Source organism: Streptomyces capitiformicae (assembly GCF_002214185.1).
Classification (GTDB): Bacteria; Actinomycetota; Actinomycetes; order Streptomycetales; family Streptomycetaceae; genus Streptomyces; species Streptomyces capitiformicae.
The window spans coordinates 6,033,589-6,046,361 of sequence record NZ_CP022161.1 but is presented as its reverse complement, the minus strand read 5'-3'; the positions used below and the strand labels follow the sequence as shown (position 1 = coordinate 6,046,361).

Below are 12,773 nucleotides of genomic sequence, written 5' to 3'. Positions count from 1 at the left end.
ACACACCGTGCGCCACGGGCAATGAGCCGTCTACTCGGTCCTGGTATTCACAGAGTGGGTAGATCGGTGGCTGATACCTTCTCTGTATGCCCTCCACCGACGTCACGACCCTGATCCGCACCGAGCTGCCCCGGCTGGCCGGCTCCCTGCGGAAGGTGGGCGAGCTGATCCTCGAGGATCCCGCCGCCGTCACCCACTGCTCGGCAGCCGAGCTGGGCCGCCGCACCGGCACCTCCCAGGCGACCGTGACCCGCTTCTGCCGTGCCATCGGCCTCGATTCCTATCAGCATCTGCTGATCGAACTGGCCCAGGAGCGCGGGAGGGGCGAGGCCTCCGACTGGGGCACGGCCGAGATCGGCCCGAACATCTCCCCCGACGACAGCCTGGAGCGGGTCGTGCAGGTCGTCGGCACCGCGGACCTGCGGGCGGTTCAGCAGACCATCGACCGGATCGACCTGGACGCCATCGAGCGCGCGGCCCAGGCCGTGGCCCGCGCCCGGCGTGTCGACGTCTACGGCGTGGGCGGCAGCGGCGCGGTCGCCTGGGAGACCGAGACCCGGCTGTTCCGCATCGGCTGCGCCGTGCGCGGCTGGACCGAGGTGCACGCGGCGACGACCTCCGCCGCCCTGCTCACACCGGCGGACGTCGCCATCGGCATCTCCCACTCCGGCGGGACCCGTGAGGTCATCGAACCCTTCCAGCTGGCCAAGGAGCGCGGCGCCACCACCGTCGCCCTCACCTCCGACCCACGCTCCCGGCTGGCCCGGTCCGCCGACATCCGCCTCATCTCCTCCTCCGCGGAGACCAGCTTCCGCCCCGAGGGCATCGGAGCGCGCCACTCGGTGCTGACGCTCATCGACTGTCTCTACGTCCGGGTCGCCCAGCTTTCCTACCAGCGGGCGAGCGCCTCCCTCGCGCTGACCGACCACATCGCCGGACAGCACACGGTGAAGTCCCGGCGGGCCCGCTGACCCGGACACACCGAGGGCGCATGAATGAACCACCCAGAATGACAACTGATGGTTGATTGAATCATTCCGCGATGCCAGGATGGGGCTCCGCCGAGCACTCGTAGGAGCCCCATGCGCGTCATCTCTGCCGAGTCGACCGAGCTCTTCACCGGTAGCGCCGAGCATCCGCACCAGGTCGTGGCCGTCGAGATCGAGCATCTCCCCGGCCGTCCGGTCGTGCTGACCGTGAAGGGCCCGGGCGTCCACAGCGTCGGAGAGACCGTCGCGACCGTGGGTGACGACGGCACCGTACGCGCCGAGATATCCGTGACTACCGAGGGGCTCGCGCCCGGTGAGCGGCGCGCCATCACGGTGACCGCCGAGGACGCGGGCGCGGGCCGACTCGTGCACCACGCCGCCGAGTTCACGGCCGCCGAGCCCGGCTGGACCATGTTCATGGTCAGCCACTTCCACTACGACCCGGTCTGGTGGAACACGCAAGCCGCCTACACCGAGACCTGGGACGCGGCCGACGACCCCGCCACCACCGGGTTGCCCGCCCGTACCTTCGACTCGCGCGGCCAGTCCGGTATGAGCCTGGTACGGGCCCACTGCGACCTGGCGCGGCGCGACCCGGCGTACACCTTCGTGCTCGCGGAGGTCGACTACCTCAAGCCCTACTGGGACTCCTTCCCCGAGGAGCGGGCCTTCCTGCGGCAGCTGATCCGCACCGGGCGCGTCGAGATCATGGGCGGCACCTACAACGAACCCAACACCAACCTCACCGGCGCCGAGGCCACCGTACGCAACGCCCTGTACGGCGACGGTTTCCAGCGCCGGATCATGGGCGCGGACCCCGAAACGGCCTGGCAGCTGGACGCGTTCGGGCACGATCCGCAGTTCCCGGGGCTGATGGCGGACGCGGGGATCTCGTCCAGTTCATGGGCGCGCGGGCCGTTCCACCAGTGGGGGCCGACGCTGTCCGTGTTCGGCGAGGAGCCGCGCGATCCGAACCGGATGCAGTTCCCGGCCGAGTTCAGCTGGATCGCCCCCTCCGGGCACGGACTGCTGACCGCGTACATGGTCAACCACTACGGCGCGGGCTGGGCGATCGACAACGCGCCGACCCTGGCCGAGGCGGAGGCCGCCGCGCTCAAGCTGTTCAAGGGGCTGAAGCAGGTCGCCCTCACCCGGAACGTGCTGCTGCCGGTCGGCGGGGACTACGCGCCACCGTGCCGCTGGGTCATGGCCATCCACCGCGACTGGAACGAGCGGTATGTGTGGCCGCGCTTCGTCAGCGCCCTGCCGAAGGACTTCTTCGCCGCCGTACGCGCCGAACTGGAGGCCGAGGGCCGCACGGCGTCGCCGCAGACGCGGGACATGAACCCGGTCTACACCGGCAAGGACGTCTCCTACATCGACACCAAGCAGGCCCAGCGGTACGGCGAGACGCTACTCGCCGACGCCGAGGCCTGGGCGACCCTCGCCTCCCTCACCACCGGCCACCCCTACCCGGACGCCGCCCTCGACAAGGCGTGGCGGCAGCTGATCTACGGCGCCCACCACGACGCCATCACCGGCTCGGAGTCGGACCAGGTCTACATCGATCTGCTCACCGGTTGGCGGGAGTTGTACGACCTCGCCCGCACCGTGCACGCCGACGCCACCGACGCCCTCGCCCACAGGGTCGTCCCGCTGCCCGGCGGCGCGCCGGACCTGGTCGTCTTCAACTCCGCGACCTGGCAGCGGCGGGACGTGCTGACGGTCGACGACCCCGGGCTCGTCCCACTCGATCTCACCGGACTGCCCCTGCCCGCCGTACGCGAGGACGGCGAGCTGAAGGTCGTGGTCCCGGACGTGCCCGGCATGGGCCTCAAGGCCCTCTCCCTCGCCGAGGGTCCGGTGCCCGAGTGGGCGCCGGGCGAGGGCACCACGATCCGCAACGCGTACTACGAGGTGACGGTCGACCCCGCGCGCGGCGGCGGGGTCAGCAGCCTGCGCGCCCTCGCCGAGGGGGGCCGGGAGCTGCTGCGCGCCGGGGACATCGGCAACGAACTCGTCGTGCAGGAGGAGTATCCGCGCCACCCCCGCTTCGGCGAGGGCCCCTGGCACCTCACACCGACCGGCACGACGGCCGCCCGCAGCCGGGACGTCACCGCTGACATCGATGTCGAGTACTCCCCCGCCGGCTCCCGCATCACCGTCCGCGCCGACCTGGGGCTCTTCACCTACACCCAGCGGCTGACGCTGTGGGCGGGCGTCGACCGGCTCGACATATCCACGACCATCGACGGCTACGACGGCGCCGACCGGCTGATCCGGGTGCGCTGGCCGTCGGACGTGCGTGGCGGGCTGCCGGTGCACGAGGTGGCCGACGCGGTGATCGGGCGCGGTTTCGGGTTCGTGGAGGTGGACAGCGAGCGGTTCCCCTGGACGCTCGACAACCCGGCCAACACCTGGTTCGGGCTCGGCTCCACGGCCCGGGTCGCCGTGCACGACGACTCCGGCCGACTCCTCGGCCACCGGTCGATCGGTGTCGCCGAGCTGATCCACGCCGACTGGGACGCCGCCGGTGAGCTGGGCACGCCCCTCGCCGCCGCCCTGGTGCGGGCCGGTGTCACGGCGACGTCGACCATCGCGGGCGGTCCGCGCTACGGCGACCTGGAGGTCGACTCCAACCTGCCCGACATCCGTATCGCCGTCGGCGGCCCCGACCGCAACCCGGTGGTCGCCGAGGCCCTCGGCTGGGATCCGGCGGCGGCACGCGAACTGCGTCGGCAACTGGCCGAGGACGGTGTCGCGGCGGTGTGGGTCGCGCCCCGCGCCAGTCTGCGCGAGGAGTGGGTGCCCGGCGCCGACCTGCGCGATCTCGAACGGCTGCCGCTGCTGGTGGTCGCGGGCGCCGGCCCCGAGGACGACGCCAAGGCCGTCGACGCGCTCATCGCCGACCTCGACGACGCGACCGTACGGGCCACGGCGGCGGGCGGCGGCGAGGCGCTGCCACCGGGCGATGCCTGGGACGGGCGTGGCTTCGCGATCCTCAACCGGGGCACGCCCGGCTGCGTGGTCACCTCCTCCGGCGACCTCTGCATGTCCCTGATGCGGTCGTGCACGGGCTGGCCCTCCGGCATCTGGGTCGACCCGCCCCGCCGCACCGCCCCCGACGGCTCGGGCTTCCAACTCCAGCGCTGGTCGCACACGTTCGAATACGCCGTCGTCGCGGGCGAGGGCGACTGGCGCGAGCTGCGGCTGCCCCAGGCCGGGCACGCCTTCAACCATCCGCTCACCGCCCGGCTGCGCCCCACCGCCAAGGAGACGGCCGAACTGCCGCGCACAGCCACCCTGTTGGCGCTGGAACCCGAGGGACGCGTACTGCTCGACGCCCTCAAACCGGCCGGTTCGCCGCTCGCCGGGGGTGGGTCCGCGCCCGTGGACCCGGCCGAGGGGGTCGTCGTACGGCTGCACGAGGTGGACGGGCGGCCGGTGCGGGCGCGTGTCACCGGGCCGCTGGCCTGGGCGGACGCGACGCGGGCGGACGTACTGGAACGGCCCGGCGAGACGCTGGACCCCGACGGCGGTGTCGATCTCGGCCTCACCGGCTTCGAGGTCGCCACCGTGCTGGCCACTCCGTGGGACGCGCGGTCGGCCGATGGTCCGGGAACCGCCGCCCACGAACCCGCCCAGCCGGTCCACACCCGCTACTGGCTGCACAACTGCGGACCCGCGCCACGCGGGAACATGCCGGTGGCCGTGTACGTCTCACCGTCCGCGCTCACCGTCTCCGGGCCCGTGACCGCAACCGTCCGGGTCTCCTCGGAGCTGACCGACGCGCCCGTCTCCGGCACGGTCCGGCTGGACGTACCGGCCGGGTGGTCCACGGAGCCCGCCGAACTGCCGTACACGCTCGGCCCCGGCGGCTTCACCCTCACCGACATCACGGTGACGCCCCCACCGGACGCCGCGCCCGGTCGGCACCGGCTCGCCGCGCGGCTGACGTACGGCGGGCAGACGTACGAGGACGTCGTGGCGCTGGATGTGCCGGGGACCGTGCCGGAGGGGGAACCGGACGGGCGCACCGGGCCGAGCCTCGTGACCACGCTGGGCGTCGAACGGGTCGGCGTGCGCCGGGGTGAGCGGGTGAGCGTCCCGGTGACCCTGCGGAACACCACCCGGGGGCCCGTCGACGGGACCTTGTGGGCCGTGTCGTCGTGGGGCACCTGGACCGGGGTCTCGCCGGGCTGCCAGGGGTTCACCGTGGCGGCCGGGGAGTCACTGGAGTGCGCGGTGGAGGTGGACGGCTCGGCGGTGCCGCCGGGCTCGTACTGGCTGATGGCGAAGGTGGGTTGGCACGGCTGTGTCGCCTACACCGAGGCGGTCGTGCTGGAGGTGACGCCATGAGCGAGTACGCCGCCGTCGTAGCCGGCGAGGCGGTCCCGAAGGAACGCGTCGACGCCGTACTGGACGCCGTACCGGCGCGGGACCGGCAGACACAGCCGGATGCGTTCACTCGGGCCGAGCGGCAGCGCAGGCGGTGGGCGACGCAGGTCGTGGTCGTCGACGAGCTGGCCCGGCGGGCCTGTGCGGAGCGGGGGCTGGCGCCGCCGGAAGAGGTGTCCCCGGCACGGGTGCTCGACGTGGCGGGGACCGATGTCGCCGACCTCGGCAGCATCGTCGCCGTCGCACTCGCGCACTCCCCGGCCGCGCGCACCCTACTGGCGGCACTGGAGGCCGAGCGGAAAATACCGGAGGCCGCCGTACGGGACTACTACGAGCGCAACCTCGACCGGTACCTCACCCGGGACGCGCTACGACGCGGTGTCGACCCGTACGGCGGGGCGGTGCCGGACGACTTCCTGCCGTACGAGCGGGTGCGGGACGACGTGGCGCGGGAGTTGCGGCGGGCGACGGGCCGGCGGGCCTTCTTCGACTGGCTGGACGCCGCCCGCGCCGACGTCGTGTACGCCCATGGGCACGAGCACCCCGGCGATCCGACGCATCCGGACCACGAGCACCGGCACTGAGCCGCACGTCCCACGTCGCGCTCCCGCATACGGAACCCAAACGCAACACGAAGACCCATTGACCTCCGATGAATTCTGGTCCACCTTTTCATCATTCGGAGTCCAAGTTGGTGATTTGATTCCAACCACTGGTCGCAGGAGGACACCCATGCGTGTGAGAAGACTGTCCGGCTCCCTGGCCTGTCTCGTCGTTCTGTCACTGACGGCCGCCGGCTGCGGCCTGTCCGGCGGCGGGTCCGACGACGGTTCCGCCACGGCGGGCGGCTGCGAGGTGGACAAGGGCAACGTCGGGTCCGGCGAACTCACCGGCGAGGTGAAGGGCAGCATCACCTTCCAGACCACCAACTTGAAGAAGGACTTCAGCGGCTACTTCGACGGCGTCATCGAGGCCTTCGAGAAGGCCCACCCCGACACGAAGGTCAAGTGGGTCGACGACCCGGGCGACGCCACGTTCACCCAGCGGCTGGTCGCGGACGCGCAGGGCTGCACGCTGCCGGACGTGGTGAACATCAACGTCAACACGGCGATCGCGCTGACCAAGAGCGGTTATCTGCTCAACCTGGACGAGAAGGCCCCGGACGCCGGGAAGCCGTTCACCGAGGCGATGTGGAAGTCGAGCACGTACGCCGAGGCCGACGGCACGGAGGTGCACAGTGTGCTGCCCTGGTACTCCGGCGGAATCGTGCAGACCTTCAACACCGAGCTGATGAAGAAGGCGGGCCTGGATCCGGCCAAACCTCCGACGACCGTGCTCGGTCTGTTCGAGGACGCCCAGAAGATAGCCGAGGTCTCGGACGGCAAGTACTACGCGTTCCTCGCCAACCCGCAGTTGCGCATCCCGGCCGACTGGCAGCAGATGAACATCCAGATCCTGTCCGCCGACGGCAAGAAGTTCACCTTCGCCGACGACCCGAAGACCGTGCAGTGGGTCGAGGCCATGACGAAGCTCTACAAGGCCGGGGGCATGCCCAGGGACTCGCTGTCCTCCACCCAGGACCCGGCCAACGTCTACGGTCAGGGCAAGCTGGTCTACGGCCCGACGAACCCCAACTTCCTGCGCTTCATCCAGCAGAACAACCCGAGCGTCTACAAGGAGACGGGTGTCGCCCGCTTCATGCTGGACGACCTGGGCCACACCGTCGGCGCCCCGCAGTACATCGGTGTCGCCTCCACCAGCAAGAACGCCGCGACCGCGCTGTCCTTCGCGCAGTTCCTGACCAACGCCGAGAACCAGCTGGAGTGGGCGAAGGACCCGAATGTGGTCATCTTCCCCTCCACCACGGAGTCGCTGAACGACCCGTTCTTCCAGTCGGTCCAGGGCCGTGACCCCTTCGCCGAGGCCCGCAAGATCGTGGCCAGTGACCGCAAGACCGCCACGGCCGACGAAATCGCCCTCACGCCCGGGGAGTTGAACGCCATCACGGCCCAGATCCAGTTGGCCATGCAGGGCAAGAAGAGCGCCCAGGACGCCCTCGACGAGGCCCAGAAGAAGGCCAACGAGCTGATCGAGCAGGGCAGCTGAGCATGACCACCCTCTCTCCCCCCACCAAGGGATCGGGGGTCGCGCTCCCCCGCGACCCCCGGCCCGGGGAACCGAGCGGCCGGCGCCGCCTGTTGCGGGCCATCAAGCCTGGCCCCACCGCCGATGCAGGCGGCGCCGCGCTGTACCGCCGCTGGTGGCTGCCCTGGCTGTGGATGTCACCGGCGATCATCGGCGTCACCGTCTTCGGCGTCTACCCGTTCCTCAACACGCTGCTGCTGTCCTTCACCGACGCCAAACCGCTCGGCGGCGCCGCGTCCTTCGTGGGCCTGGACAACTACACGCGGATGCTGGGCGACTCCGACTTCTGGCTCGCCACCCGCAACAGCGTGCTGTACGCGCTGATCGTGGTCCCGCTGATGGTGCTGCTGCCACTCGTGCTGGCCGTACTGGTGGAGAAGAACCTGCCCGGCATCGGCTTCTTCCGCTCCGCCTTCTACACGCCGGTCCTCGCCTCCAGCGTCGTCGTGGGCCTGAGCTGGCAGTGGCTGCTGAGCGACCAGGGCCTGGTCAACACCTGGCTGCAGAAGGCCCACATCATCCGCGAGGCCATCCCCTTCCTCTCCGACTCCTGGCTGATCCTGTTCTGCGCGATGGGCCTGACGCTGTGGAAGGGCCTCGGCTGGTACATGATCTTCTATCTGGCCGCGCTCGGAAACGTCCCGAAGGAACTGCACGAGGCGGCCGCGGTGGACGGCGCGGGCGCGATCCGCCGCTTCTGGCATGTCACCATGCCCGGCGTACGTACGTCGATGATGCTGGTCGGCACCCTCACCGGCATCGGTTCGCTTCGCGTCTTCACCGAGATCTACATGCTCGGCGGCGCCACCGGCGGCCCCGGCGGCGCCGACCGCACCCTCCCCTTCTACATCCGGGACGTCGCCCTCGACCCGCTCACCGGCAACGCCGGCTACGGCTCGGCGGTCAGCGTCGCCCTCTTCGTACTCACCCTGGGCCTCACGCTGCTCGCGCAGCGGCTGACGAAGGAGGACGAGGCATGACGACGGCTGTCGCCAAACGCCGGTTCGTGCCTCGCTGGCGCGACTACGGCCGCCCCCGCGAACTGATCGTCCGCTACCTGTTGTTGCTGTTCGTCCTCGGCATCACCATCGGCCCGCTCGTCTGGCAGCTGCTGTCGTCCCTGAAGGGCGCCGGCGAGGACGTGTTCGGCGCGGGGGCCTCGCTGATCCCCCGGGAGCCGACCCTGAACGCCTACCGGCAGGTGTTCGACCAGGTCCCGGTGTGGACGTACATCCGCAACAGCACGATCGTCGTCATTCTGTCGGTCGGCAGCCAGCTGGTCTTCTCCACCCTCGCCGGCTACATGCTCTCCAAGCCCTCCTGGAGGGGCCGGAAGCTGGTGTGGGTGCTGCTGATGGCGTCCATGATGTTCCCCTTCGAGTCGATCATGGTGTCGCTGTTCCTGAGCATCCGCGACCTGGGGCTGGTCGACAACCTGGCCGGTGTCTGGCTGCCGGGCTTCGTCGCCGCCATCAACGTCCTCATCATGCGGGCCGCGTTCCTCGCCGTCCCGCGCGAGATCGAGGACGCGGCGATGCTGGACGGCGCGGGCGAGTGGAAGAGATTCCGCCACCTGTATCTGCCGTCCGCGTGGGGAGCCATTCTCGTCGTCACGATCAACACCTTCATCAGCGCCTGGGACGACTTCCTGTGGCCGCTGATCGTGCTGCGCACCGAGGACCACTTCACGCTGACACTGGGCCTCGCCCGCCTCCAGTCCTCGTCCTTCGGCTACGACCAGCGGCTGGTGATGGCGGGCTCGGTGATCTCCGTGATCCCGGTGCTGATCCTGTTCGTGATCACGCAACGGTGGTTCTACAAGGGCGTCTCGTCGGGGGCCGTCAAACTCTGAGGTCCAGGACGACGGGTTCGGCGGTGAGCGCCGCCCGGGACGACTCGGCGACCCGGATCTCGGCGGTGCTCACCCCGAGGGGCACTTCGAACGCCAGGGAGATCGTGCGGCGCTCGCCCGGCGCGAGGCCGACACCCTCGAACGCGACCAGTTCGAGGGTGCGCGGCCATACGGAGGTGAGCAGTGGGCGGAGATACACCTGGACGACCGTACGCCCGTGTCGTTTCCCGGTGTTGGCGACGTCGACCTCGACGGTACGTCCGGACAGGCGTGGCGTGCCGAACTCGAAGCTCGTGTACGACAGCCCGTGCCCGAAGGAGTACCGGGGCTCGGCGCTTTCGTCCACGTAGCCGCCGTACTCGGTGTCCTTGTGGTTGTAGTAGACGGGGAGTTGGGCCACGGAGCGCGGCACGGAGACCGGAAGCCGTCCAGTCGGCTCCGCGAGCCCCAGCAGCACCTCGGCGATCGCGTCGCCGCCCCACGGCCCCGGATACCAGGCGGTGAGCAGCGCGCCCGTCGTGTCGGGGACGACGTGCGGGCGGCCCTGGACCAGGACGACCGCCGTTGGCGTACCCGTCGCGACGACGGCGTCCAGGAGCGCGTACTGGGCGGCGCCGAGCCGCAGCGCGGCAAGGTCGACGCCCTCGCCGCACGTCATCTCCGAGACGACGGTCCGTGCGGCCCCGTTGGCGTCGAACTCCGTGTCGGGCGTACGAGCGCTGCTGCCGCCCAGTACCAGCACGGCCAGGTCGGAGGCAGCGGCCTCGGCGACCGCCTCGGGGATGCCGGAGATGTCGTCGCCGGTGAGGGTGCAGCCCCGCGCGTGGCGGATGTCGGTGCCGGGCGGGGCGAGCCGCCGCAGCCCGTCGAGCACACTGGCGCCGGTGCCGGGGCACTGCGGGGCGGTGTAGTCGCCCGCCTGGTGGGCGACGGTGGCGGCTTGCGGGCCGAGGACGGCGATACGGGCGACCGTCGCCGGGATCGGCAGGATGCCGCCGTCGTCGCGGAGGAGGGTGACGGCGGCCCGGGCGAGGGCGGTGCTCACCTCCCGGCCGTGGCCCGAAGGCGGCGGTATCACCGCGCTGTGCCGCTCGAACAGCCCGAGGCGGAACTTGAGCCACAGCACCCGTCCGACCGCGGCATCGAGCGCCTCCTCGCTCACCAGCCCCCGCTCGACCGCCTCCTCCAGATGGGTGAAGCCCTCGTCCCAAAGGCTCAGATCGACACCGGAGTCGAGGGCGAGGGCACCGGCGGAGACCTTGTCGCCGGTGATGCGCGCCAGCCGGTCCACGGCGAGACCGTCGGCCATCACCAGCCCCTCGAACCCCCAGCGTTCGCGCAGGAGCCCGGTGAGCAAGGCGCGATTGCCGGAGCAGGGCAGTCCGTCGACCTCGTTGTACGCGGCCATGACGGCGGCGGCCCCGGCGCGGACCCCGGCGCGGGCGGCGGGGAGATGGATCTCGTGCAGTTCGCGCGGGCCGAGTTCGGACTCGGTGGAGTTTCGGCCGCCGACGGTGGCACCCTGCCCGGCGAAGTGCTTGAGGACGACGGCGGCCTTGTCCGCGGCGAACCGCTCCCCTTCCCCTTGCATCCCCCTGACCAGCGCCTCGGTGAGCCGCCCCGCGAGGTACGGATCCTCGCCGAAGCACTCCTCCGTACGTCCCCAGCGCGGGTCCCGGACGATGTCCAGCGCGGAAACGAGCGCCACATGGCCGCCCCGGGCCCGCAGTTCGGCGGCGGCATGCGCCGCGGCCCGCTCGTACAGGCCGGGGTCCCAGGTGGCACCGACAGCCAGGTTGACCGGGAGGACCGTGCCGTCGAGTGCCATGTGCCCGTGCGGAACCTCCTCGACGAACAGCGCCGGAATGCCGAGCCGGCTGCGCTCGACGACATGCCGCTGCACCATGTCGGCCAGCTCCGCGCTGCTCGCGGCATCGGGTCCGGTGCCGTACTCGACACCGGACCAGGCATCGGCCCGCATCAGCCCGTACAGCGCCCCGAGCCCGGCGAAGCGCTCGGTCTCGGCGTACAGGGCCTCGGTGAGCTCGAACCCGCCGTCGCGGGTGCGACGGTAGGCGTCCCAGCCGTACATGCGCTGGTTGAGCTGGCCGACTTTCTCGCGGAGGGTCATACGGGAGAGGAGATCGGCGACGCGGGTGTGGAGGGGGGCGGTGGGGGTGCGGTAGAGAGGGGTGGTCGACTCGGCGACGGTCATGGGGGCGCAGTCCTTCGAGTACTGGAGGGGCGGGGCGCTTCGAACTGGGGGGCAACCGCAGCGCCCCGAAAGGGGCGCGGGGCTGTTTCGATATGCGGCTCCGCCGCGTTGGGCGCGACCAGCCACAACGGACCCGCAGTCGAACTACGGCCTAATCGAGCGCCTCCCGAGCCAGGGCAACGGCGCCGTCGCAGCCATCGACCACGGGGGCAATCACGAGTCCAAGACGCGCCATTCGCTCACTCAAAGACGTCAACAGTGGCCCCTCAGGGGCAAGCAGCCCACCCGTGACAACAAGCGGCTCCCCCTCCAGGGGTGCCAACGCGGCCACCATGCCGACCAGCGCGTCGGCCGCCTCCCGAAGAATCTCCTCGGCAACCCCGTCCTTCTCCTCGGCGGCCCGACTGACCAGCGGCGCATACGCGGCGAGATGGGTCGGCGCACGGTCCATGACGGCGGGAAGCAGCTGCGCACGGTAGGCGGCACGCTGAGCCGCAGTCCAGCGAAGGTCGCTCTCGTCGCCGTACCCCTCCCGCGGGAGCACGTCGCCCGGCAGCTCCAGCGCCCCTCCGACCATCGCGGCCAGTACGGTCGCCCGCCCCCGCCCGTCCGCCGCCCGCAACGCCGCGCGTACCGCAGCGCGCCCGATCCAGAACCCACCCCCGTCGTCCCCGAGAAGCCACCCATCGCCACCGGAGGTCGCGACGAGGTCCCGCCCGGCGATCCGGGCCGCGACGGCACCCGTACCCGCGACCAGAGCGAGCCCGTCGGCAGGGTGACCGGGCGCTCCGGCGAACGCGGTCTCGATGTCGCTGTAGGTCTCGACCGAACGCGGGGCGATACCGAGTCGGCCCAGGGCGGTGGCGAGGGCGGCCCGCGCCCGAACCCGGCCCGGCTCGTCCGCAGGACTGCGCGCGGCGCCCGCGAAGCCGCCCGCCACCGCCGCCACCCGGCCGCGCAGTGACTCGGGCACGGCCCGCCCGATCGCCTCGGTGAGGTGATCGGTCAGCTCCGGAACCGGGACGGTCAGGGCGTTGCCCGGCCCGGCCGTGCCCTCACCCCGTGGACGACCGTCGCGCGCGTCCGCCAGGAGGGCGCGGGTACGGGTGCCGCCGGCGTCAAGACCGACCACGAGGGCGGCAGGTTCTAGGTACTGGTTCAAATCACTATTCAT

At 71.2% G+C, this 12,773-nt stretch carries 8 protein-coding genes; 6 read left to right on the top strand and 2 right to left on the bottom strand.

Annotated elements, in window-relative coordinates; all coding sequences use genetic code 11:
- The first annotated feature begins 86 nt into the window (after positions 1-86).
- The 6 genes from CES90_RS26920 (at position 87) to CES90_RS26895 (ending at position 9,384) form a co-directional block, all read left to right on the top strand.
- Positions 87-971: a MurR/RpiR family transcriptional regulator gene (locus CES90_RS26920; protein ID WP_189786678.1), complete on the top strand. Its 885-nt coding sequence runs from the start codon at positions 87-89 to the stop codon at positions 969-971.
- 111 nt (positions 972-1,082) lie between these two features.
- Positions 1,083-5,348, top strand: a complete 4,266-nt coding sequence (locus tag CES90_RS26915; RefSeq protein WP_189786679.1) for a glycoside hydrolase family 38 N-terminal domain-containing protein — start codon at positions 1,083-1,085, stop codon at positions 5,346-5,348.
- A complete protein-coding gene (locus tag CES90_RS26910; RefSeq protein WP_189786680.1) occupies positions 5,345-5,971 on the top strand; it encodes a peptidyl-prolyl cis-trans isomerase in 627 nt (208 codons plus the stop codon). Before CES90_RS26915 ends, CES90_RS26910 begins: the two co-directional genes overlap by 4 nt.
- 148 nt (positions 5,972-6,119) lie before the next feature.
- Entirely contained in the window at positions 6,120-7,493 is a 1,374-nt protein-coding gene (locus tag CES90_RS26905) for an extracellular solute-binding protein (RefSeq protein ID WP_189786681.1), read from the top strand.
- A gap of 2 nt (positions 7,494-7,495) precedes the next feature.
- Positions 7,496-8,512, top strand: coding sequence for a carbohydrate ABC transporter permease (locus CES90_RS26900; protein WP_189786682.1), 1,017 nt, complete (start codon positions 7,496-7,498; stop codon positions 8,510-8,512).
- Positions 8,509-9,384: a carbohydrate ABC transporter permease gene (locus CES90_RS26895; RefSeq protein ID WP_189786683.1), complete on the top strand. Its 876-nt coding sequence runs from the start codon at positions 8,509-8,511 to the stop codon at positions 9,382-9,384. The genes CES90_RS26900 and CES90_RS26895 overlap by 4 nt, the downstream gene beginning before the upstream one ends.
- On the opposite strand, the gene CES90_RS26890 is transcribed toward CES90_RS26895, so the two are convergent.
- The gene (locus CES90_RS26890; protein ID WP_189786684.1) at positions 9,374-11,599 is read right to left on the bottom strand and encodes a glycoside hydrolase family 3 N-terminal domain-containing protein; all 2,226 of its coding nucleotides are present in this window, start codon (positions 11,597-11,599) and stop codon (positions 9,374-9,376) included. The genes CES90_RS26895 and CES90_RS26890 overlap by 11 nt on opposite strands.
- A 151-nt stretch (positions 11,600-11,750) precedes the next feature.
- A complete protein-coding gene (locus CES90_RS26885; RefSeq protein WP_189786685.1) occupies positions 11,751-12,773 on the bottom strand; it encodes a BadF/BadG/BcrA/BcrD ATPase family protein in 1,023 nt (340 codons plus the stop codon).